Raw genomic sequence first — 23,530 nt, forward strand, 5'->3', positions numbered from 1 at the left:
ATTGAAAAAGCAGTAAAACTGATATCAGTTTTACTGCTAAGTAAAAAATTAAGCAACTTTTTCAATAATAATAGATGCACTCGTGCCAAGAGCTAATGATAGCCCAAGCCCTGTAACAATTACTTCAACTAATGATGGAGTTGTCGTAATTTGCGTAATTGCTTGAATAACGATAGGTGCTCCGAGTGAGATTAAACTTGATCCAGTACCTGGTACAGGTACTCCATTCACTTGGATTGTAAGACCTCCTAATAGACTTGCTGTTGCAGTATTAGCGATAACAGTAATTTTATAGAATCCAGTTTCACTAATTACGAAAGTATCAGCATCTAATTGAGAAATTGCTGTACCAAACTGAGATCCAACAGTATTAAATGGTACTGGATCATTAATTCCTAGATCTAAAGAAATCCCACCGGAGTTAAATGCGTATAGTCCTGCTGGAAGTCCTAGTCCGGATGGTCCAGTTGGTCCAGTCGGTCCAGTCGCCCCCGTAGGTCCAGTAGCCCCAGTCGGTCCAGTAGCTCCAGTGTCACCAGTCGGCCCCGTAAGTCCAGTAGCCCCAGTGTCACCAGTCGGCCCCGTAGGTCCAGTAGCTCCAGTGTCACCAGTCGGCCCCGTAGGTCCAGTAGCTCCAGTGTCACCAGTCGGCCCCGTAGGTCCAGTAGCCCCAGTGTCACCAGTCGGCCCCGTAGGTCCAGTAGCCCCAGTGTCACCAGTCGGCCCCGTAGGTCCAGTAGCCCCAGTGTCACCAGTTGGTCCCGTAGGTCCAGTTGGCCCCGTAGGTACAGTCGGCCCTGTAGGTCCGGTCGGTCCAGTCGGCCCGGTCGGCCCAGTCGGAAGGGTAAACGGTGGTATCGGTGGTAATGTAGGTCCTACAAGATTAGGGTCAAATGCACTAGCTGATAAAGATTCATCGGGATTTAATCCATTTGAATAATTATTATTTGACATAAATTCACCTCCATAAAGCGTTCATTATATAGTAGATGCAAAACCGAAAGAAAATGACACGGACATTTGAATTATTGAAAAGAAATCTTAAACTACTTGAACAATTTAAAAAAATGGAAAGTTTAGTATAGGTATAACATATGATTGATTTGGAAGAGGGTGATTATGTTGAACAAGCAAGGAATTACAATTAGTTTATGTATGATTGTTCGAGATGAAGAGGAGACAATAGCCCGTTGTTTAGACACAGTTGAAAAAATTGTGGATGAAATTATAGTAGTTGATACAGGTTCCGTCGATCGAACGAAAGAAATCGTAGAGAAATACACTTCTAACATATATGATTTCCAGTGGATGGATGACTTTGCAGCAGCAAGAAATTTTTCTTTTTCAAAAGCGACGCAAGAGTATATATTGTGGCTAGATGCAGATGACGTATTATTAGAAGATGCTCAAGAAGCGTTGAAACTTTTAAAAAGAGAATTAGATCCTAAAATTGATGCCGTTTCGATGCCTTATCACCTTGCAATGGATTCTAACGGGAAACCTTTATATTGTACAAAAAGAAATCGACTTGTAAAACGTGAAAAACAATTTCAATGGTTTGGAAAGGTTCACGAGTATTTAGCTATTTCTGGTGAGGTTTTTAGTAGTAATGTTGCTATTACGCATAAAAAAGAAAAAAAAGTAACAGATCGTAATTTGAGAATTTTTCAAAACACTGTAGCTGCAGGGGAAGAATTGAGTCCAAGGGATTTATTTTATTACGCAAATGAATCTATGGATAACCAAAAATATGATGATGCAGTTCTTCTTTATGAAACATTTCTTAATCAGGACGAAGGATGGTATGAAGAAAAAATTTATGCATGTGGTAAGTTAGGAGATTGCTATGCGAAGCTCGGAATGTGGGAGAAGGCAATTGAATCTTGTGTGAAGTCGTTTCGGTATGACGTCCCTAGAGGAGAGAATTGTACAAGAATAGGATATATATATATGGAACAAGAAAAATATAATGAAGCGATATTTTGGTTTAAACTTGCAACGGAAGTACCAATGGCAACGGAAAGTCCTTTCCATAGTCCAGCTAGCTACACATGGCTACCCTATTTACAAATGTGTATTTGTTATAGCAGGTTAGGAGAGCAGGATAAAGCATATTATTACAATGAATTAGCAGCTTCTTATGTTCCGAATAATGCTGCAATTGAATATAACCGTAAATATTTTCGGGGAGTTTTTGATAAACCATATAAAGCGTAATAGGTTTCGTTTTTTTAGAAATGATTTATCGTTATTCTAACTCTAATAGATTGGTTATATATTAGAGTATCAGTAACGTAACCAATATAGATAAAAATTTTTATACTGCTATTTGCGGGCTAATAATCAGTGGGGGATGAACAAAAACTACACTTTATAGAATTCATATGAGATTTATATTTCTAATTCAATTTGCATAAGGAGTGTGTGAAATGAATCGCGAAAAAAGTTCTTTATATGAAGAAAAATCCGAGCATTATTATAATGCAGCGAATCCGAATTTATTAAAGCATATAAAAAAGGAATGGAAAGAAGTTCTTGATATTGGTTGCTCGAGCGGTGCATTGGGAGCAGCTATTAAAGAAAACGGTACACGTGTATCAGGAATTGAGGCATTTCCAGAGGCTGCAGAAAAAGCGAAAGAAATACTAGATCATGTTATTTTAGGGGATATAGAAAAAATAGATCTTCCTTATGAGGAGGGGCAATTTGATTGCATCCTATTTGGAGATGTATTAGAGCATTTATTTGATCCATGGGCTGTGATTGAAAAGGTTAAGCCATATATAAAGCAAAATGGTGTGATTTTAGCAAGTATACCAAACGTTGCTCATATTTCAGTATTAGCGCCCTTACTTGCCGGAAATTGGACGTATACAGAATATGGTTTATTAGATAAAACACATATTCGTTTCTTTACATTTAATGAAATGCTAAGAATGTTTTTAAAAGCAGGATATGTTATTAGTAAAGTAGATCGTGTATATGTTGATCATAAAATGTATGAGCCGCTTATTGAGGAGTTGTATGGAATTTGTAAAAAATATCGTCTTGGAAGTGGCTTCATGGCTGAGACAGTTGTATTTCAGTATATTATTGAAGCTGAAAAATCACAATTATGAGTGCTGCAGACAAAACAATATTATTTGTTACATGTATAAATGATCGGAAATTGTATGCAAACTGCGTGCGACATATATTGCAATTGTTAGTACCTCCAGGGTATATTGTTCAATTTATGCCGATTCGAAATGCGAAAAGTATGACGAGTGGATACAATCAAGCTATTTCGCATCCAGCGAAGTATAAAGTGTATTTACATCAAGATGTTTTTATTATAAATAGAGCTTTTTTATATGGATTACTTCAATTATTTGAGGAACATGAACACCTTGGTATGATTGGGATGGTTGGAGCGCAATATGTTCCTCCAACTGGTGTATGGAACGAAGGGCGTGGAATTGTAGGAAAGGTCATTGGTTATATGAATGATTTGTTTTATATGGCAAGTTTAGAACAACCGTATCATGAATCAAAAACATTTATTCCTGTAGAATGTATTGACGGTTTATTAATGGCGACACAATATGATGTTCCGTGGCGAGAAGACTTATTTGACGGATTTGATTTTTATGATGTATCTCAATCATTTGAATTTAAAAAAGCAGGATATACAGTCGGTGTACCTGTACAGCGCGATGCTTGGTGCATCCATTATCATTTTGATGTGAATATGACGAACTATGAAAAGTATCGAAAAATATTTGTAGAACACTATATGGCAGATGTAAATAAGGAAGAATAAAGGGGGGACAAAAATGAAAGATCATACAATATTAGTCGTTGTTTGTGTAAATAATGAGGAGCTTTTTAAACAATGTGAGAGCCAAATAAGAAACATTTTTGTTCCCCCTGGTTACGCTGTACAAATTTTTCCGATACGAGATGCACAAAGTATGGCAAGTGCATATAACCGAGCCCTTTCATATCCAGCGAAATACAAAGTGTATATACATCAAGATACATATCTTATTAATCGAGATATGTTTTATACACTTATATCTCTTTTTGAAGAAAATGAAAAGCTTGGTTTAATAGGGGTCGCTGGGGCTCAGTTTTTACCGAATAACGGGATATGGTGGGAAGGGAAAAATTTAGTAGGGAAAGTGATTGAATATAGAAGACGGAATTATCAATTATTAAATTTGGATCAGGTTTTTTATGGTAATCAACCATTTTTGTCAGTTCAGGCAATTGATGGTTTATTTATGGCAACGCAGTATGATATTCCGTGGCGAGAAGATTTATTTCAAGGGTTTCACTTTTATGATGTGTCACAATCTTTAGAATTTCAAAGGGCTGGTTATTTAATCGGTATCCCAAATCAAGCAAATTTATGGTGTATTCATTACAACGGGGATGAGTTTGATGCGGATACATATGAGAAGTACCGGAAAGTGTTTGTAGAACATTACAAAGATATATTATCTCCATCATAAAGGAGAGATGCAGAGTGAAAGGAATTATTTTAGCAGGTGGTACTGGGTCGAGATTATATCCAATAACGAAAGTAACGAATAAACATTTACTTCCTGTTGGGCGGTATCCGATGATTTATCATGCGGTATATAAACTAAAACAATGCGATATTACAGATATTATGATTATTACAGGTAAAGAGCATATGGGGGATGTTGTTAGCTTCTTAGGGAGTGGTCATGAATTTGGCGTGTCCTTTACGTATCGTGTGCAAGATAAAGCGGGCGGTATCGCACAGGCGTTAGGGCTTTGTGAAGATTTCGTCGGGAATGATCGTATGGTAGTTATATTGGGGGATAATATTTTCTCAGATGATATTCTTCCGTATGTTGAAGAGTTTGCAAATCAAAAAGAAGGTGCGAAAGTACTATTGCAATCTGTAGAAGATCCCGAAAGATTTGGCGTAGCACATATTCAAAACCGAAAAATAGTTGAAATTGAAGAAAAGCCGAAAGAGCCGAAAAGTTCTTATGCTGTTACGGGAATTTATTTGTATGATTCGAAAGTCTTTTCTTATATAAAAGAATTAAAACCTTCTGCACGGGGAGAACTTGAAATTACAGATATAAATAATTGGTATTTAAAACGAGGGGTACTTACTTATAATGAAATGAGCGGTTGGTGGACTGATGCTGGAACTCATGCTTCTCTTCAAAAGGCGAATACGTTAGCACAGGATATTAACTTTGGGAAACAGTTTAACGGAGAATAGGTGAGAATATGAAAGTTATAGAAACAAATTTTACCGATGCAAAATTGTTAGAACCGAGGTTATTTGGAGATGAGCGTGGCTTTTTTTCAGAGAGCTATAATAAGCAGGTGCTAGAAACATTAGGGATTACGTATTCATTTGTACAGGATAACGTATCTTATTCGGTTAAGGCAGGAACGATACGGGGGCTACACTTTCAAAAAAAACCGAAAGCACAAACGAAACTCATTCAAGTTATGCAAGGAGCAATTTATGATGTTATCGTTGATTTGCGAAAAAAATCACCAACATTTAAACAATGGAAAGGGTATATTTTAAGTGCAGATAACCATCGGCAATTACTAGTGCCAAAAGGATTTGCCCATGGTTTTTGCACGCTTGTCCCGCATACTATCGTTATGTATAAAGTAGATGAATATTATAGTGCAGAGCATGACTCTGGATTACTTTGGGAAGATAAAGATTTAGCAATTCCTTGGCCGGTAACAGATCCCATATTGTCCGATAAGGACCGGATATTGCCATTACTAGAGGAATATGAAGATAGTTTTTAAGTAGGAGAGTTGTTTATGAATATATTAGTAACAGGTGGGGCTGGATTTATTGGAAGTAATTTCGTTCATTACATGCTACAAAGTTATGAAACATATAAAATTATTAATTACGATGCATTAACATATAGCGGGAATTTAAATAATGTAAAATCTCTTCAGGATCACCCGAATTACTCTTTTGTAAAAGGAGAAATTCAAAATGGAGAGCTATTAGAACACATCATAAAAGAGCGAGACGTACAAGTGATTGTAAATTTTGCAGCTGAATCACATGTGGACCGTAGTATTGAAAATCCGATTCCTTTTTATGATACAAATGTAATTGGGACGGTCACTTTATTAGAACTAGTTAAAAAATATTCGCATATAAAACTTGTGCAAGTGTCAACAGATGAAGTGTATGGTTCTTTAGGAAAAACAGGGAAGTTCATAGAGACAACGCCGTTAGCTCCAAATAGTCCATATTCTTCAAGTAAGGCGAGCGCGGACATGATAGCTCTATCTTACTATAAAACATATCAATTACCAGTTATAGTAACGCGTTGTTCTAACAATTATGGGCCGTACCAGTATCCCGAAAAATTAATTCCATTAATGGTTACGAATGCACTGGAAGGAAAAAAATTACCGTTATATGGTGATGGTTTAAATGTAAGAGATTGGTTACATGTAACGGATCATTGCAGTGCGATTGACGTTGTTCTGCATAAGGGACGTGTAGGAGAAGTATATAATATAGGTGGAAATAATGAAAAAACAAATGTAGAAGTTGTGGAACAAATTATTACTCTTTTAGGAAAAACAAAAAAAGATATTGAATATGTTACAGATCGTTTAGGGCACGATCGTCGTTATGCGATTGATGCAGAGAAAATGAAGAATGAATTTGATTGGGAACCGAAATATACATTTCAACAAGGATTACAAGAGACGGTGAAATGGTATGAAAAGAATAAGGAATGGTGGAAACCACTAAAAGATTAGTAAGGGGCATGTTAAATGAAAGAGAGGGTTATCATAACAGGAGCAAACGGCCAATTAGGAAAGCAACTATTTGAAGAGTTAAACTCTGAAGAATATGATATATATGCATTTGATAAAAAGTTACTAGATGTCACAAATATATCCCGAATACAACAAGTGGTACAAGAAATAAAACCACATATAATTATTCATTGTGCTGCCTATACGAAAGTAGATCATGCAGAGAAAGAACAGGATCTTGCATATAGAATAAATGCAATTGGAGCTCGAAATGTAGCGGTCGCTTCACAATTAGTAGGGGCGAAGCTAGTTTATATTAGTACTGATTATGTATTTCAAGGCGCCAGACCAGAGGGGTACGATGAATTTCATAGTCCTGCTCCGGTAAATATATATGGAGCCTCTAAGTATGCGGGGGAGCAGTTCGTCAAAGAGTTACATAATAAATATTTTATCGTTCGCACATCGTGGCTATATGGTAAATATGGAAATAATTTCGTAAAAACGATGATACGATTAGGAAAAGAAAGAGATGAAATATCTGTTGTAGCGGATCAAGTTGGCTCTCCTACGTATGTGGCGGATTTAAATATGGTTATTAATAAGCTCATTCATACTTCTTTATACGGTACATACCACGTATCAAACAGAGGTTCATGCTCTTGGTTTGAATTTGCACAAAAAATATTTTCGTACGCCAATATGAAAGTGAATGTATTACCTGTTTCAACGGAAGAATTCGGAGCTGCGGCTGCAAGGCCCAAATATTCTATCTTTCAACATAACATGCTACGATTAAATGGTTTTTTACAAATGCCGTCTTGGGAAGAAGGATTAGAGCGCTTTTTTATAGAAACCAAAAGTCATTAACAAATTTCTGTTAATGACTTTTTTGTTTGCCTTTAAGCGGTTTTATGTTACTATAATTATAGTATCAGGTACTAATAACAAGTATAAGTATTTCTGGGAGGATATATCATGGAACTATTACAAGGGAAAACATTTGTTGTTATGGGCGTTGCGAACCAAAGAAGTATTGCATGGGGAATTGCTCGCTCTTTGCATAATGCAGGTGCAAAATTAATCTTCACATATGCAGGAGAACGTTTAGAAAGAAACGTTCGTGAATTAGCGGACACATTAGAAGGGCAAGAATCACTTGTATTACCTTGTGATGTAACGAATGATGAGGAACTTACAGCTTGTTTTGAAACAATTAAACAAGAAGTAGGTACTATTCACGGTGTAGCACATTGTATTGCTTTTGCAAATCGCGATGACTTAAAAGGTGAATTTGTAGATACTTCTCGCGATGGATTTTTACTTGCACAAAATATTAGTGCATTCTCTTTAACAGCTGTAGCAAGAGAAGCGAAGAAAGTAATGACAGAAGGCGGAAATATTTTAACGTTAACATATCTTGGCGGCGAGCGCGTTGTGAAAAATTATAACGTTATGGGTGTTGCGAAAGCTTCATTAGAAGCGAGCGTGAAATATTTAGCGAACGATTTAGGTCAACATGGTATTCGCGTCAACGCTATTTCTGCAGGACCAATTCGTACGTTATCTGCAAAAGGTGTAGGCGATTTCAACTCAATCTTAAGAGAAATTGAGGAGCGCGCACCACTTCGTCGTACAACAACGCAAGAAGAAGTTGGCGATACAGCAGTATTCCTATTCAGTGATTTAGCACGCGGTGTAACAGGAGAAAACATTCACGTTGATTCAGGGTATCATATCCTAGGATAAATATAATATTAATTTTTAAAGGACAATCTCTAAATGCTGAGATTGTCCTTTTTATTTGTTCTTAGAAAGAACGATTTTTAACGAAAGTTCTTGCCACGTGATGAATATAACTATAATAGTACACGATTTATTCAGCTACGTATGGAAGTGGGAGGGACGAGTGTGAAGAATAAAAATAAAAGTTCAACAGTTGGAAAACCGTTGTTATATATTACGCAAGTAAGTTTAGAACTTGCTGCACCGAAAATAAAAAGGATTATCCTGACAAACTTTGAAAATGAAGATCAAAAAGAAAAAAGTAATAGACAAGAAAATATTGTAAGTAGTGCTGTGGAAGAGGTAATAGAACAAGAACAACAAGAAGAGAAGCAAGAAGAACAGCAAGTGGAAGGAAAAATAGAAGAAGAGGAAAAAGAAGAAAAAGAAGAACAAGAAGAACAAGAAGAACAAGAAGAACAAGAGCAGGTAAGAACCGTCCCGTATAATAAATCATTTAAGGATATGAATAATGATGAAAAAATTCATTTTTTATTAAACCGCCCTCATTACATTCCGAAAGTAAGGTGTAGAATAAAAACAGCTACAGTTTCTTATGTTGGATCAATCATATCGTATCGTAATGGCATCGTATCTATTATGCCGCAAAATAGTATGAGAGATATTAGGTTGTCTATAGATGATATCCAATCGATTAGTATGGCCGGCTTTTAAATATGTAAAGGTGGTAGAAAGCTTCTACCACCCCAATAGTTTTTTAGTTCACTTCACATTAGATAGTAACGTCGCGTAAGCACTGAATCGCACAGAAACAGCTTAAATCAACAGTAATGCAAGTAGATGTCGATACTAGTCTTGCATTTGGTACAGCTAAAAACGTACAAATTGGGTCATCAGTAGGTGGTACAGGAGAGCTATCACCTAATACTACACTTAATACACGTAGTACAGCACAGCTATCATCATCTACACTTTCCACACGGAAAATTGGAGATCGGCAGCCAACAAGGCTTGCAGATGGTGCAAATGCTTCAAAAGGTTCTCCAGTTTTTGTGTATAAAATAAAAGGACGTGTATTTGCTACTGATGCAGTATTGTGTGCACCTAAAAATGGAATTTCACAACCAGATCCACACGTTGTTGTAGAACAATCTTGTAATTCATTGATGAATTTTACAACGTCAACTACACAATGAGAAGAGCCATGGTGTTTATTTTCGTTACAACTCATTAATGTCACTCCTTATCTTCTTGTTTGTATTTACATTAATAAGATATTGGAGTCGAGGAGATTTGGTCACAATCTCAAGACCTTTTTTTTTAAATAGGCGAAAGAGGATAAGGGAAGGTGGAATTATGCTGTTTACAAGCTGGCTTTTATTTTTTATTTTCGCGTTAGCAGCCTTTAGGCTCACTCGTTTAATTGTTTATGATAAAATTACAGCCTTTTTGCGAAGACCATTTATTGATGAATTAGAGATTACGGAGCCAGATGGAAGTGTATCAACGTTTACAAAAGTGAAAGGTAAAGGATTAAGAAAGTGGATTGGCGAATTATTAAGCTGTTATTGGTGTACAGGTGTATGGGTTAGTGCTTTTTTATTAGTTTTATATAATTGGATTCCTATTGTTGCGGAGCCGTTACTTGCATTATTGGCTATTGCAGGAGCAGCAGCAATCATTGAAACGATTACAGGATATTTTATGGGAGAATAATATATTTTCATAATAAGAGAAAAAGCGGAGTTTAAAAGAATGAGGGAACGGAAATAAAGAGTTGTTCATATAGTAAATAGACAGAATTGACAGTAGAGGAGATGTTTGCTGTGAGCAATAATCCAAGGCAAAATTCATATGACCTGCAGCAGTGGTATCAAATACAGCAACAGCACCATGCACAACAACAGGCATATCAAGAACAATTGCAACAACAAGGATTTGTGAAGAAAAAGGGATGTAATTGTGGGAAAAAGAAGAACACAATAAAACAATATGAAGAATGAAACACTCATGTTACTGTGAGTGTTTTTTATTATACATATAAAAAGCGGTATTTCTGTATTAGAAATACCGCTTTTTACTAGCTAATTTGTGCAACTGTTAATGCTGCTGCACGGACGTCTACAGTTCCAATTAACTCAACTGGTACAATTTGAATTAAGTCACCAGGATTTAAGTTAATAAGAATAACACCGCTGGATACGTCTACTTCACCAGTACCAATAACGTTAGAACGAACCGCTGTACCCGATCCAGGAATAATGTTAGCTGGCGTATTTAATGATAAGAAGAAACGACCAGCTTCTGGTGCTACAGGTGCGTTATCAAGACTAATCGTTAATGTATAACTGATTTGATAAATACCAGCTCGTAGAATTCGAATGCCATCTCCAACACTTACTGTATCATTTATTACTGGAACAGTAATATTTGGGTTTGGACTTACGCTAGGTAATAGTAGTGGTGTAAATAGTGAAGCGAACTGAGGTGCAGACGCGTTGAAAGCAAAACCGAAGGCAGGTAGTGTACTAGCTGGCTTTGCCTCACAATCAATTTTAGTAAATTCGCAATCAGAAGAGAACATGTTTTTCACTCCTTTATCTGTTTCTACTTTCAGTTAATGAAAAGGACAGGTTCTATGTTCTAGACAAGTTCCCAATTTTAAGAAATTTACATAATAATACTCTTTAAGCATGGATTGGGTGGCAGAATTATCTGCCACCCAATCCATACTTAACTCATTATTTAGTTTTAAATTGTAACATCGCGTAAGCATTGAATAGCACAGAAGCAACTTAAATCAACAGTAATGCAAGTAGAGGTTGATACTAATCTTGCATTTGGTACAGCTAAAAACGTACAAATTGGGTCATCAGTAGGTGGTACGGGTGAGTTATCACCTAATACTACAGTTAATACACGTAATACAGCACAGTCATCATCATCTATACTTTCTACGCGGAAAATTGGAGATCGGCAACTAGTAAGGCTTGAAGATGGTGCAAATGCTTCAAAAGGTGCTCCGGCTTTTGTGTATAAAATAAAAGGACGTGTATTCGCTACTGATGCAGTGTTATGTGCTCCTAAAAATGGAACTTCGCAACCAGATCCACATGTTGTCGTTGCACATTCTTGCAGTTCATGTATAAAGCGAACGACATTAGATACACAGTTGAAATCACAATCATGTTCATGATGGTCTTCGTTACAATTGCAGCTCATTATGTTCACTCCTTCTCGTGAGTTCTGACATACACTATTACAATATGAGTGGGATATGGCTGATATTACGTTAATTCTCACGATAAAAACAGGGAATTTATATAGGAGGGATGTACATAACGTGATATAAAAAAAGACATCCTTATTTAGTGGATGTCTTTTCAGGTAAATCTTTTCGCACAGTATATAAAAAACGAGATATATCTAATTTCTTTCCTCTGAAAAATTGCGGAGAAGAAATGTAAAGTTCTTCTTTTGCACGTGTAATGGCGACATACAGTAATCGGCGTTCTTCTTCTAACGCTTCAGAAGTTTCCGTAATACGATCATTTGCATCTTTTAAAGAAGAAGTATGGGGCAGGATTCCATCACTCGCTCCAAGTAAAAAGACACATGGAAATTCAAGGCCTTTTGCGTTATGGATTGACATAAGTGAAACGGCATCTTTTTGCGGCATTGTTTTTAATGCTTCCATTTCTTTTTGACCTTGAATCGCCTCGTCGATAAATTGTAAATAAGCTGGAATATCGGTGAAACGAGTTGCAGACTCCATTAATTCTTCCAACATTTCTTCTTGTATGTCTTTATGCATCGTAAAGGAAGAACGATCGTTACTTTGTAAGTACTCTAAATATTTTCCTTTACCATGAATAATTTCTTTTAATGCTTTTTTCGGTTCTAATTCTTTAATAAACTTAATAAAATCGATGCGCTCATTTACCTTTTTCACTTGAAAAGGTTTTAAGCTTGGATTTAATAGTAAGAAATGAAGAAGAGAAGGGAAGCGTCCCTCACCATATTTCCATTGTTCACGTTCAATAAATGAAATACAATCATCACGTCCGATATACATCGTCGGCAATATGTTTGAAAGTGATTCTAGCCGAAACGGCTCAATCACGAGTCTTAAATGATCTAATACAGGCTTAATTAAAGAATGTTCATAAAATGATTGGCTCGCCCCGTGTTTAATAAACGGGATTTTATGAATGGTAAGCTGATCAAGTAACGAACGACTTACAGAATGTGTGCGATACAGTAAACAAAAATCTTTATAGTTTCGGTCACCGCTATCTACTTTTTCTTGAATGAGCTGTAAAATTTGATTTGCTTCATCAAGAGTCGTAGCAGGTCGTGCATAAAAAGGTTGTACACCTTCCTCGCGAACGGAGTATAGCTCTTTATCAAAACGTTCTTGATTTAATTTTATAACTTCATTTCCAAGCCCGACGATAAAGGGATTGGATCGATAATTCGTATTTAGTGCAATAATTGTTGTGTTATCAAATTCTTTTGGAAAAGATAAAATAATTTGGTGACTTGCCCCTCGCCAGCCATAAATTGCTTGATCATCATCACCTGCGATGAACAAATTATTTCTTGGCGTGGCTAACAATTTTACAATTTCATATTGTGCATAGGATGTATCTTGAAACTCATCTACTTCAATGTAGTGAAAACGTTGTTGTAATTGAGTTAGTAAAGGAGCATTATTTTCTAACATATAATATGTTTCCAATAAGATGTCATCGAAATCAATATAATTGTATCGTTGTTTTACCTCTTCAAAACGTTCATATACTTCTTTAAATTCTTGTTCCACTGGTGTTTTCGCTTTTACATCTTTCGGACGATTTAATTTGTTTTTTTCAAGTGAAATCATCGCGAGCATCGTTTCAGCATCGTAATCGTCTTTTAAACGCAATTCTTTTAAGATTTTCTTTATCATAATTTGTTTATGTTTTTCATTTGCTAAAATTTGTTGATTATACCCTTGACTACGAAGCAATTTTAAGAAAACAGAGTGGAATGTACCAGCAACTACGTAGCTACTTGCTGCATGGTTCATACCTGGTAACTTCGCAACACGACTTCGGATTTCTTCAGCAGCTTTTTGTGTAAATGTAAGTAATAAAATATTTCGTGGATGAACTTGTTTTACATTTACTAAATAACCAACGCGAGTTGTTAAAACAGATGTTTTCCCGCTTCCGGCACCAGCTAGTGTAAGAACAGGACCTTCTGTTGTGCGCACAGCTTCTAATTGTTTTTCGTTTAAAAAAACATTTTGTTGTTCTAGAGCGCGGAAATAAGCCGCATCTACATCTTCTTCCATAATTAAATGGGTAGATGTTTTCGGAATATGATATGTCGCACGCGGAATATCAGCGTGTGTTAACGATTTTTGTGAAAATTTTTCTTGTGTCATATGTTCACCTTCAAAACTATAGCATCAACATTTAACTTTAGCGGAAGAAAAAGAAAATAGCAATGTAAAAAAACAGGAGGGGTCACCTCCTGCTTTCAAATTACAATTCTTTTATCATTATGACGTGCGGGATATTTGCTTCCATAAATACATCAGAACTTGTTACATATCCAAGTTTTTTATAGAAATCTTCAGCATGTGTTTGAGCATGAAGTTTCAATTTCGGTAACGAATTTTCCTTTGCATACGCTTCAAGCGCATCCATAACAATTTTTCCGATACCTTTTTTACGATGGGAACCTAACACGCAAATGCGTTCCATTTTTCCTATACCATCAAGGGTGCGAAAACGTCCAGCACCAACTGGAACATCATTGTCATATATAACAACGTGTGTGGAAGTTTCTTCAAACTCATCGTACTCTTCTTCAGCAGAGACACGTTGTTCATTTACAAACACTTGTTTACGTACAGAGAATGCATCTCTTAGTTGTTCGTCCGTTTGTACAATCTGTGCGTGCAAATTAGTTGTTCCCCTTTCCAAGACGGAATGTTTCGTGTACAGTCCATGTTCCATTTTCTAATTGATATAGAAGATGGAAACGATCAATTGGCTGTTCGTAATAGAAATCTTTCATACGTAATCGGCCCAAAACATCAGCATGCTCTGCATCTGATAAGCCTTGTCCGATTGTTAAATGAGGTACGAAAGCATATTCGCGTTCTTGCGTGAATAACCCGCTATGCATTTCTTCATTTAAGAAAGTAAGTTCAGGTGTTTTTTCTACTTTAAAGTAAAGGACGTTATTAACAGGTGCGAATGAACCAACTTTCCCAACATGAAGGGTGAAAGGGTTCGTTTTACTTGCGATTGTATGTAATTCGTTTACAATCGACTCTAATTGTTCATCTTGCGCCTCAAAGGGTGTTTTCAATGTAATATGTGGTGGAACTAATGCGTAGTGCGGGTCATAACGTTTACGCAATCCGTTCGCTTTATCTTGAATCATTTTAGATGGAAAAATTACAATGCCTAATTTCATGTTCCAATTCCTCCCTTTGTAAGTCTAGTTAGATTTTGAGATAAATAAATCTCTTTATCTATTATATCAAATTATTCTGAATACTGCTCTCTATTATTTCATTGCTAGAATATGAGAGAAGGCTTTCGGTAAATCAGTTTGCCAATATTTCCAAGTATGATTGCCTTCAAACTCCTCGTAATGCGTGATGAAATTTCTATCCGTAAGAAGCTTATTTAACTCACGGTTCGGCCCTACGAAATCCGATACTTGTCCATCAGTACGCTTTACAGCCGTTTCTTCTGTACCGATGACGTGATACAGTTCTAACGCCTGTGGATCTTTGAATTCTTTTGCTAAGTTCATCACTGTCTCATCCACAAATGGTGATTGCATAACGACTTTACCGAATGTATGCGGATACATAAGTGCAGTCATAAAGGAAACTGTTCCGCCAAGAGAATCACCAATTAAAACACGACCTTTTCCCATTTGGTACGTTGGATAATTTTCATCAATGTATGGTGCAAGTTCATGAGCAAGGAAACGAATATATGCAGCATTTTTCACTTCATTTGGGAAATATTTTTCTTTACGATCATGTACATTTTTATATGGAATACCGACAATAATTGTACGGTCAATTTCTTCGGTTTCACGAAGGCGCTCAATTACACGGTGCGCTTTACCGAGCTGAAAATAATCTCTACCATCTTGTGCAATTACAACTGTATGTTTGTGCAGTGGTGTGTAATTTACAGGTAAATAAACGAGAAGTGTAACGTCTTCTTGAAGTGATGCGCTATAAAATGAAATTTCTTCAATTCTCCCTATTGTTTGACTCATGTAGATCCCCCTAAATAAAAATTTACTGTAACGATTGTAAGAGCGACGCTTGTAGTGAAAAGGAAAGAAATATTCACTAATTGGCGCCTTAATTTCTATTTTACCATAATGGTACGAAGAATCTAAAAAATTAGTATTTAAGTTACGAAAGAAAACGGATATAATGAAGTGGGATTTTTGACAGGTGAGAGGGGAGACAGGATTTGAAACAAGAAAAATCAATCGCACTACCATTGGCTATTTCTATAATTGCCATTTCCTTTGCAGCAGTTTTTGTAAAGATGTCCTCAGCACCATCTTCAATATTAAGTATGTACCGCTTATGGATTATCGTACTTATTATGCTGCCTATCGTATGGAAAAAAAGAGAGGAATTTAATAGGATTCAAATGAAAGATTGGGGCTTTTTAATTGGATCTGGTTTCTTTTTAGCACTTCATTTTCTTTTATGGTTTGAATCTTTAAAGCATACAACAGTTGCTAGTTCAACAATTATTTTGGCACTTCAACCGATCGTATCTTTAGTTGGAGGTTTTTTTCTGTTTAAAGAAAGAACAACATATTCAGCCATTGCAACGATGGGAATCGCTATTTTAGGGGTAATGTGCATTGGTTGGGGAGATTTAGGGTTAAGTAAGCAAGCAATTTATGGAGACATATTATCCTTTCTAAGTGTAATAGCAGTTGTCGGTTATTTATTTATCGGGCAAACGACAGTAAAGAAAGTATCACACTGGATTTATAGTTTTACAGTCTTTGCGTTCGCAGGTCTTTTTATGGGGATTTATAATGTCATATTACAAGTACCTTTTACAGGTTATACGAAATGGGATTGGACCGTTTTTCTTTTACTTGCGGTTGTGCCGACAGTGTCACATGTAATTAATAATTGGCTGTTAAATTATGTAAATGCAACGACAATTTCAATGAGTATTTTAGGAGAACCTGTTGGAGCATCTATACTTGCGTTCTTCTTACTTGGAGAAAAATTAAATGCAATGCAAATTATCGGTAGCATGCTCGTATTGTTTGGTGTATCTGTTTTCTTACTGCAGCAACAAAAACGTACAGCAAAAAACGTCGTAAACGAGCCGGTGTATACACAGGAATTATAGTGTTAGGGGAGAAAAGAGAAGTTGTGATACTTCTCTTTTTGTTTTATAGAAATATGGGCATAGAAGGGGGATGGAAATCGAATTTCCATCAAAAAAAGATACATGGTTATATCCACTTGTTTTCATTGTTTTTGGTGCTTATTTTGCGACAATTTTTGTAGGGAGAGAATATTTTCTTTTGCTTTTTACAATTCCATTAGCAATGTTGTTTAGCTGGAGTTGGTTTTTGGCAAAATATATTGCCGGGGAAGAAATAATTACAATTAGATCGGGTCTCGTTACAAAACGTATATTTATAAGAGATATAAAACAAATTTCAAATACGAAAAATCCAATAGCAGCTCATGCATTATCATTTGACCGACTTGAAATTGTTTACGATACACATAAAACAGAAATTATTTCTCCAAGAAATAAAGAATAATTTATTAACCTTGTAAAAAGTAAAAACTTAAATATTGAAATCAAGTAAAAGAGTGGCTATGAAGCCACTCTTTTACTTTGGATTTGTCATATAAGGTTGTACATGAATGACACATAGGTCACGGAATTTGCCTTCAGCAGTTGTGACAATTACGACTGCTTTACCTGCACTTTTTCCAGTAATCGTCACGGTGTCACCTTTTGGATATATGGTGATGATATCAGAATTCATATTTGACCAAATAAGCTCTTTATTCGTTGCTTGTATTGGCAAAATGGAAGCTGCTAACACAATGTTTTGTCCCGTTTTTATTTTTAATTTATGTTTTTCCATATGAACACCGATGACTGAAATAACAGAAGGAGCAATTGAAATTTTAGGCGGGTTAGGTTGCATGTTTAAACAAGACGCAGAAGTATTTGTGATAGGTGAAAATTTTCGTGTTTGTTGTTGCTGGAAAGCTGCTAACATGTTGGAGTCCCCTTTCTGTATAAGTGCTGATACTCATACTATAAAGGAGTAGTGTTATGTTAAATTTAACGAAACATAAAGAATTTGTTAAATTTGATAAGAAGATTGTCGAACTGTAAAAAATCTCTGCTGTTACGATAACAGCAGAGATTTTTTTATAAATTATGACGATGTTGTTTTTCGAAATCCTCAAATTGCTCTTCAACTTCTTTTGAAGGTTGTGTTAGTAAACTAACAATTACGATGGCTAGTAAACTAATAGCAAAACCTGGAATCATTTCATATAAGAAATCTTTTAAGAATTTGAATTGAGTCCAAATAATGACTGTAGCGGCACCAGAAATCATACCAGCAAGCGCGCCCCATTTCGTCATACGTTTCCAATATAAGCTTAATAAAATAGCAGGTCCGAATGAAGAACCAAAACCAGCCCAAGCGTATCCAACAAGAGCTAAAATCGTATCATTTTGTTTAAACGCTAAAGCGCACCCAACTAATGCAATAACAAGTACAGCCATACGACCGACAAATACAAGTTCTTTATCAGATGCAGAACGTTTGAAGAATGTACGATATAAGTCTTCCGTTACGGCACTAGAAGTAACGAGTAACTGAGATGAGATTGTACTCATAATCGCTGCTAAAATAGCGGCTAATAAAAATCCAGTAATAAGTGGGTGGAATAAAATTTTCCCAAGTTCAAGGAAAATTGTTTCTGGGTTAGATAATGTTAACTCTTGTTGTGAATAGTAAGCAATACCAATAAGACCAGTAAACATAGCTCCAACAACAGAGAAAATCATCCAGCTCATACCAATTCTTCGTGCGCTTTTAAGTTCTTTTACAGAAGAAATTGCCATAAAGCGTACGATAATATGAGGTTGTCCGACATAACCAAGGCCCCATGCGAATAGAGAAATCATTCCTAAAGTAGAGGCACCTTTAAAAATATCTAGACGTGTTGGATCTACAGATCGAATTGTATCAAATGCAGGTCCAAGTCCGTTCGAATTCATAATTGTTACGATAGGAACAAGAATAAGAGCAACTACCATAATGATTCCTTGCACGAAGTCTGTCCAACTTACTGCTAAGAAACCACCAAATAATGTGTAAGCTACAACAACGCCTGCTACAATGAATAATCCAACATGATAGTTCATGCCAAATGAATTTTCAAATAATACAGCGCCTGAAACTAATCCTGAAGCTACATAGAAAGTAAAGAAAATCATAATAACAAGTCCAGATACTAAACGTAGCATATGAGATTTGTCGTGGAAACGGTGTTCCAAAAATTCTGGAATAGTAATAGAGTTATTTGCAATTTCTGAGTAGGTACGTAAGCGAGGAGCAACATAAAGCCAGTTTGCGTATGCGCCTAGTGTTAGGCCGATCGCAATCCAACTACTACTTAATCCAACGCTAAACATTGCACCTGGTAATCCCATTAAAAGCCAACCACTCATATCGGATGCTCCAGCACTTAATGCCGTTACTGCGGGTCCTAGTGTACGCCCGCCAAGCATATAATCTGTTAAGTTGGACGTTCGTTTATAGGCGAAATAGCCAATTACTAACATCCCGAGCATGTAGATAGAGATTGAAGTTAAAGTTAACATCTGCGTACTCATATAGTTCCCCTTCCTTTTGTCATGTCTTTTGATGCGTTATGCATATTTATCCCGCATTAACGGGTAGTAAAACTCCCACCTTAAAATTGGCTGTGCAAGGAAGTTAGGTGGGAGATCAACTGCCCGTAAATGCCCGATTGGTTCAACTAATAATCAGTGGGGATGAACACCCCCCACTGATTAAAGTTTCACTTTATAATCTATCATGATTATTCTGAAAAATCCATATAGAAATACGAATTTTCAGAAATGTAAGCGTTTTTTGGTGTCATTTTACTTTTTTAATATATAATATTCATACAAAAAACCTTATTTTTAATAGAGTATTTATTATATTTACATAAAAAGAGGTTGTTTTGTCAATATAATATTGAAAGGAAAGAAAAATAAAATTTTTAAAAAAGTATTGACTTGTGAAAAAATTCAGGTCTATAATGAGTGCAACTTAAAAAAATGCAAGCGTTGATGAAGAAGAGTACACATGATGAACATGTCAGAGAGCTGATGGTTGGTGCGAATCAGTATGGAATTGATGTGGAATGGGCTTCGGAGCTTCCAAACCGAAACGAAAGAAGTAGGCTTTGGCGACATGATCTCATCGATACAAGAGACACGTATTGTTTTTGATACGGTAAAGTGCGTTACATTTGTAACGAATTAAGGTGGCACCACGGGAGTACCCGTCCTTTCTATAGGATGAGTACTCCCTTTTTGTGTATAAAAAATTAAATAAATGAAATCGTTTAAGTAAGAAGAGTACGTATATTGGAGACGTTACAGAGAGCCGGGAATAGGTGGGAGCCCGGTACGGTGCCATATACGGAATGGGCTTACGAGAGGTATGCTGAACAATTATATTCAGTAGGCAACCCGGGTTCCGCCGTTACAAGGATAAGGTATAAATTTTGTACCTGAACAAAGCGGGATGCTTTTGCATCCAACACGAGGTGGTACCGCGGTATATTTATCGTCCTCTACATATTTTCGATATGTAGAGGACTTTTTTATTTTTCAGGGCGAGGTGAAGGACATGATGACGAAAGAAGAATTTATAAAACAAAAAAGAGAGAGAAAGACATTTTTAGTAATCACTGAAGAAGAAGGGGATAGCATTACGCCAATTTCTTTATATAGACGTATGAAAGGGAAGAAGAAATTCTTATTAGAAAGTTCACAGCTTCATCAAGATAAAGGGCGTTATTCTTACTTAGGATGTAATCCTTATGGAGAAGTGAAAAGCGTTGGTACGGAAGTGGAACGAACGATTTTCGGCCGCGCAGAAAAGTTACAAGGTAACGTACTACAAGTGTTAGAAGAAGTAGTTGCACCATCACAAGTAGACAGTCCATTTCCATTTTGCGGAGGAGCAGTTGGTTATATTGGATATGATGTCATTCGGCAGTATGAAAACATTGGAGCGGATTTACACGACCCATTAAATATTCCGGAAGTACACCTTTTACTATATCGTGAGTTTATCGTTTACGATCATTTACGCCAAAAGTTATCGTTTGTATATGTATGCAGGGAAGATGATTCAGCAAATTATGAGGAAGTATACGAAAGACTACGAGTATACAAAGAAGAAGTGCTACAAGGAGAAGAAGCTGAAGTAAATGCAATACCATCCACATTATCATTCACTTCTTCTATAACGGAAAAAGAGTTTTGTGAGATGGTAGAAATGGCCAAAGAATATGTAAGAGCGGGAGATATATTCCAAGTCGTACTGTCACAGCGTTTACAAAGTGAATGTATTGGTGATCCATTCGCGTTATATCGAAAACTTCGAATTGCAAATCCATCACCATATATGTTTTATATCGATTTCCAAGATTATGTTGTACTCGGTTCTTCGCCGGAAAGTTTACTATCAGTAAGGGAGGATAAAGTGATGACGAATCCAATTGCTGGTACGAGACCAAGAGGGAAAACGAAGAGGGAAGATGAGGAAATCGCAAAAGAACTGTTAGGCAATGAGAAAGAGCGAGCAGAGCATATGATGCTTGTAGATCTTGGGCGAAACGATATTGGTAGAGTGAGCGAAATTGGCTCGGTTACGATAGATAAATATATGAAAGTAGAAAAATACTCTCACGTTATGCACATTGTATCTGAAGTTTACGGAACATTGCGAAAACAAATGAGCGAATTTGATGCGTTAGCATATTGCTTACCAGCAGGGACGGTTTCTGGAGCTCCGAAAATTAGAGCGATGGAAATTATAAATGAACTAGAGAATGAAAAAAGAAATGTATACGCTGGTGCAGTTGGATACGTTAGTTTTTCAGGAAATCTTGATATGGCGCTCGCCATCCGAACGATGGTCGTAAAGGATGAAAAAGCATACGTTCAGGCAGGAGCAGGAGTCGTTTACGATTCAGATCCAGTAGCTGAATATGAAGAAACATTAAATAAAGCGAGAGCGCTTTTGGAGGTAATGAAATGATTGTACTTATCGATAATTACGATTCGTTCACATATAACTTGTACCAGCTGTTAGGCAAACATGAAGAAGAAATTGTAGTTGTAAGAAATGATGAAATAACGATAAAACAGTTAGAAGAGATGAATCCAAGAGGAATTGTACTTTCACCAGGACCAGGAAAACCAGAGGATGCTGGCATTTGTATCGACGTCATCGGTCATTTTTATAAGAACGTTCCTATATTAGGGATTTGTCTTGGCCACCAAGCGATCATAGCTGCATTTGGAGGAGACATTGTTAGAGCAGAACGTATTAGACACGGAAAAACATCGCGTGTGAAACATAACGGAACGTCAATCTTTTCATATGTGATGCAGCCGCTAACAGCAATGCGCTATCATTCCCTTGTTGCAGAGCAAACGAGCTTGCCAGAGTGTTTTGACATATTAGCGACAGCGATGGACGACGGAGAAATAATGGCAGTTCGTCACAATTATTATCCGCTCTTCGGATTACAGTTTCATCCGGAATCAATCGCAACAGAAGAAGGCGGAAAGTTAATACATGCCTTTTTAGGCGAAGTGAAAGAGGAGGAAAGAGTATGAATAACTATCTTCGTAAATTAGTGGAGGGGCAACATTTAACAGAAGAGGAAATGTATAAAGCAGGGCTTCTTTTATTAAATGAAAACATATTGGAAAGTGAAATTGCAGCTTTTTTAGTATTACTGAAAGCGAAAGGTGAAACAGCAGAAGAAATATACGGTCTCGTTCGAGCTCTTCGTGAAAAGGCATTACCATTTTCCAACCATATACAAGGCGCGATGGACAATTGCGGGACAGGTGGTGATGGTGCCCAAACGTTTAATATTAGCACAACATCAGCATTCGTACTGGCAGGAGCAGGTGTAAAGGTTGCAAAACATGGTAATCGCGCTGTTTCTAGTAAAACAGGAAGTGCAGATTTATTAGAAGAACTCGGTGTAAATATTAGTAGTACGCCAAACGAAATTGATTATTTATTAGAACATGTCGGAATCGCATTTTTATTCGCACCAGCGATGCACCCAGCATTAAGGCGCATTATGAAAATAAGAAAAGAATTAAATGTTCCGACGATCTTTAATTTAATTGGCCCTTTAACAAATCCAGTGAATTTAGAAACACAATTTGTCGGTATTTATAAACGAGATATGTTATTACCAGTTGCACAAGTATTACAAAAGTTAGGCCGGAAACAAGCGCTTGTCGTAAATGGAAGTGGTTTTTTAGATGAAGCATCATTACAAGGGGAAAATCACGTAGTTCTTTTAAAAGATAATGAAATAGTAGAAACGAGTATTGAACCTGAGAAATACGGTTTCTCAATAGTGAACAATGAAGAGATTAGAGGCGGGGATTCGAAAGAAAATGCAAAGATTACAGTCGGCGTATTGAGCGGAGAAAAGAGTGTTTACCGCGATACCGTTTTATTAAATGCAGGTCTAGCTCTTTTCGCAAATGGAAAAACGGAAACGATTGAAGAAGGAATTAAACTCGCGGCACATAGCATTGACTCTGGAAAAGCATTAGCCAAATTAAACTTATTAATTGCAGCAAGCAACGAAAAATTAGAAAGGGTGAACTAA

Annotated in this window: 27 protein-coding genes and 2 other annotated features; of the genes, 17 read left to right on the top strand and 10 right to left on the bottom strand. The window is 36.5% G+C overall.

The features are described from left to right. Nucleotides 1-48: 48 nt before the first annotated feature. The gene (locus tag ACTFRH_RS02565; protein ID WP_440048772.1) at nt 49-954 is read right to left on the bottom strand and encodes a BclA C-terminal domain-containing protein; all 906 of its coding nucleotides are present in this window, start codon (nt 952-954) and stop codon (nt 49-51) included. Nucleotides 955-1,119: 165 nt separating this feature from the next. On the opposite strand from ACTFRH_RS02565, the gene ACTFRH_RS02570 reads away from it, so the two are divergent. The 10 genes from ACTFRH_RS02570 (at nt 1,120) to ACTFRH_RS02615 (ending at nt 9,246) form a co-directional block, all read left to right on the top strand. Continuing rightward, nucleotides 1,120-2,217, top strand: coding sequence for a glycosyltransferase (locus ACTFRH_RS02570; RefSeq protein ID WP_000932910.1), 1,098 nt, complete (start codon nt 1,120-1,122; stop codon nt 2,215-2,217). A gap of 212 nt (nt 2,218-2,429) precedes the next feature. Continuing rightward, nucleotides 2,430-3,119: a class I SAM-dependent methyltransferase gene (locus tag ACTFRH_RS02575; RefSeq protein ID WP_001078429.1), complete on the top strand. Its 690-nt coding sequence runs from the start codon at nt 2,430-2,432 to the stop codon at nt 3,117-3,119. Continuing rightward, the gene (locus ACTFRH_RS02580) at nt 3,116-3,802 is read left to right on the top strand and encodes a glycosyltransferase family protein (RefSeq protein WP_001271182.1); all 687 of its coding nucleotides are present in this window, start codon (nt 3,116-3,118) and stop codon (nt 3,800-3,802) included. Before ACTFRH_RS02575 ends, ACTFRH_RS02580 begins: the two co-directional genes overlap by 4 nt. Before the next feature lie 13 nt (nt 3,803-3,815). After that, nucleotides 3,816-4,496, top strand: coding sequence for a glycosyltransferase family protein (locus ACTFRH_RS02585; protein WP_000651519.1), 681 nt, complete (start codon nt 3,816-3,818; stop codon nt 4,494-4,496). Between the two features lie 14 nt (nt 4,497-4,510). Next, nucleotides 4,511-5,248, top strand: a complete 738-nt coding sequence (locus ACTFRH_RS02590; protein WP_000676158.1) for a sugar phosphate nucleotidyltransferase — start codon at nt 4,511-4,513, stop codon at nt 5,246-5,248. 8 nt (nt 5,249-5,256) lie between these two features. Continuing rightward, nucleotides 5,257-5,802: a dTDP-4-dehydrorhamnose 3,5-epimerase gene (rfbC, locus tag ACTFRH_RS02595; RefSeq protein WP_000864167.1), complete on the top strand. Its 546-nt coding sequence runs from the start codon at nt 5,257-5,259 to the stop codon at nt 5,800-5,802. 15 nt (nt 5,803-5,817) lie between these two features. Continuing rightward, a complete protein-coding gene (rfbB, locus tag ACTFRH_RS02600) occupies nt 5,818-6,786 on the top strand; it encodes a dTDP-glucose 4,6-dehydratase (RefSeq protein ID WP_001024167.1) in 969 nt (322 codons plus the stop codon). Between the two features lie 15 nt (nt 6,787-6,801). Continuing rightward, nucleotides 6,802-7,656, top strand: coding sequence for a dTDP-4-dehydrorhamnose reductase (rfbD, locus tag ACTFRH_RS02605; protein WP_000664658.1), 855 nt, complete (start codon nt 6,802-6,804; stop codon nt 7,654-7,656). Between the two features lie 108 nt (nt 7,657-7,764). Continuing rightward, on the top strand, nt 7,765-8,535 hold the full coding sequence (gene fabI / locus ACTFRH_RS02610; RefSeq protein ID WP_000421886.1) for an enoyl-ACP reductase FabI: 771 nt from the start codon (nt 7,765-7,767) through the stop codon (nt 8,533-8,535). Nucleotides 8,536-8,676: 141 nt separating this feature from the next. Beyond that, complete coding sequence (locus tag ACTFRH_RS02615; RefSeq protein WP_003300431.1) at nt 8,677-9,246, top strand: spore coat CotO family protein; 570 nt, start codon at nt 8,677-8,679, stop codon at nt 9,244-9,246. 58 nt (nt 9,247-9,304) lie between these two features. On the opposite strand, the gene exsY is transcribed toward ACTFRH_RS02615, so the two are convergent. Next, nucleotides 9,305-9,763, bottom strand: a complete 459-nt coding sequence (gene exsY / locus ACTFRH_RS02620; protein WP_001277741.1) for an exosporium assembly protein ExsY — start codon at nt 9,761-9,763, stop codon at nt 9,305-9,307. A gap of 125 nt (nt 9,764-9,888) precedes the next feature. Here exsY and ACTFRH_RS02625 point away from each other — a divergent pair, with 125 nt between their 5' ends. Continuing rightward, on the top strand, nt 9,889-10,248 hold the full coding sequence (locus tag ACTFRH_RS02625) for a DUF1360 domain-containing protein (RefSeq protein WP_000899662.1): 360 nt from the start codon (nt 9,889-9,891) through the stop codon (nt 10,246-10,248). A gap of 101 nt (nt 10,249-10,349) precedes the next feature. Beyond that, entirely contained in the window at nt 10,350-10,535 is a 186-nt protein-coding gene (locus tag ACTFRH_RS02630) for a hypothetical protein (protein WP_033672524.1), read from the top strand. Nucleotides 10,536-10,612: 77 nt separating this feature from the next. Here the strand turns inward: ACTFRH_RS02630 and exsF are convergent, their stop codons facing one another. From exsF to ACTFRH_RS02660, 6 genes are all read right to left on the bottom strand, one after another. Beyond that, nucleotides 10,613-11,116, bottom strand: coding sequence for an exosporium protein ExsF (exsF, locus tag ACTFRH_RS02635; protein WP_000492936.1), 504 nt, complete (start codon nt 11,114-11,116; stop codon nt 10,613-10,615). A 167-nt stretch (nt 11,117-11,283) separates the two neighbouring features. Continuing rightward, nucleotides 11,284-11,754, bottom strand: a complete 471-nt coding sequence (gene cotY, locus ACTFRH_RS02640) for a spore coat protein CotY (RefSeq protein ID WP_001277698.1) — start codon at nt 11,752-11,754, stop codon at nt 11,284-11,286. Nucleotides 11,755-11,896: 142 nt separating this feature from the next. Continuing rightward, nucleotides 11,897-13,963 (bottom strand): ATP-dependent helicase, encoded by a 2,067-nt coding sequence (locus ACTFRH_RS02645; protein WP_000191198.1) that lies wholly within the window; start codon nt 13,961-13,963, stop codon nt 11,897-11,899. 100 nt (nt 13,964-14,063) lie between these two features. Further along, complete coding sequence (locus ACTFRH_RS02650) at nt 14,064-14,486, bottom strand: GNAT family N-acetyltransferase (protein ID WP_000543304.1); 423 nt, start codon at nt 14,484-14,486, stop codon at nt 14,064-14,066. 1 nt (nt 14,487) lies between these two features. Continuing rightward, nucleotides 14,488-15,006, bottom strand: coding sequence for a YjcG family protein (locus ACTFRH_RS02655; RefSeq protein WP_000765863.1), 519 nt, complete (start codon nt 15,004-15,006; stop codon nt 14,488-14,490). 93 nt (nt 15,007-15,099) lie between these two features. Next, complete coding sequence (locus ACTFRH_RS02660; RefSeq protein WP_000084011.1) at nt 15,100-15,831, bottom strand: alpha/beta hydrolase; 732 nt, start codon at nt 15,829-15,831, stop codon at nt 15,100-15,102. Between the two features lie 203 nt (nt 15,832-16,034). Between ACTFRH_RS02660 and ACTFRH_RS02665 the strand changes: the two genes are divergently transcribed. After that, nucleotides 16,035-16,946 carry a DMT family transporter gene (locus ACTFRH_RS02665; RefSeq protein WP_000806939.1) on the top strand — a complete coding sequence of 304 codons (912 nt, stop codon included), beginning with the start codon at nt 16,035-16,037 and terminating at the stop codon, nt 16,944-16,946. Between the two features lie 76 nt (nt 16,947-17,022). Continuing rightward, the gene (locus ACTFRH_RS02670) at nt 17,023-17,370 is read left to right on the top strand and encodes a PH domain-containing protein (protein WP_046945139.1); all 348 of its coding nucleotides are present in this window, start codon (nt 17,023-17,025) and stop codon (nt 17,368-17,370) included. A gap of 72 nt (nt 17,371-17,442) precedes the next feature. Here ACTFRH_RS02670 and ACTFRH_RS02675 read toward each other — a convergent pair whose 3' ends face one another. After that, nucleotides 17,443-17,841 (bottom strand): Ig-like domain-containing protein, encoded by a 399-nt coding sequence (locus ACTFRH_RS02675; RefSeq protein WP_000878730.1) that lies wholly within the window; start codon nt 17,839-17,841, stop codon nt 17,443-17,445. A gap of 155 nt (nt 17,842-17,996) precedes the next feature. Then, a complete protein-coding gene (gene putP, locus ACTFRH_RS02680) occupies nt 17,997-19,475 on the bottom strand; it encodes a sodium/proline symporter PutP (protein WP_000107210.1) in 1,479 nt (492 codons plus the stop codon). Nucleotides 19,476-19,928: 453 nt separating this feature from the next. Beyond that, nucleotides 19,929-20,166, top strand: a binding site (T-box leader). A 42-nt stretch (nt 20,167-20,208) separates the two neighbouring features. Next, nucleotides 20,209-20,453, top strand: a binding site (T-box leader). Between the two features lie 52 nt (nt 20,454-20,505). Between putP and trpE the strand changes: the two genes are divergently transcribed. From trpE to trpD, 3 genes are read left to right on the top strand one after another with little or no spacing between them, the layout of a single operon-like run. Then, on the top strand, nt 20,506-21,924 hold the full coding sequence (gene trpE, locus ACTFRH_RS02685; protein ID WP_033702971.1) for an anthranilate synthase component I: 1,419 nt from the start codon (nt 20,506-20,508) through the stop codon (nt 21,922-21,924). Then, on the top strand, nt 21,921-22,508 hold the full coding sequence (locus ACTFRH_RS02690) for an anthranilate synthase component II (RefSeq protein WP_000636359.1): 588 nt from the start codon (nt 21,921-21,923) through the stop codon (nt 22,506-22,508). Before trpE ends, ACTFRH_RS02690 begins: the two co-directional genes overlap by 4 nt. Beyond that, nucleotides 22,505-23,530, top strand: a complete 1,026-nt coding sequence (trpD, locus tag ACTFRH_RS02695; RefSeq protein ID WP_001067349.1) for an anthranilate phosphoribosyltransferase — start codon at nt 22,505-22,507, stop codon at nt 23,528-23,530. The genes ACTFRH_RS02690 and trpD overlap by 4 nt, the downstream gene beginning before the upstream one ends.

The organism is Bacillus cereus group sp. MYBK216-1 (genome assembly GCF_051916495.1).
GTDB classification, from domain to species: Bacteria; Bacillota; Bacilli; order Bacillales; family Bacillaceae_G; genus Bacillus_A; species Bacillus_A thuringiensis_K.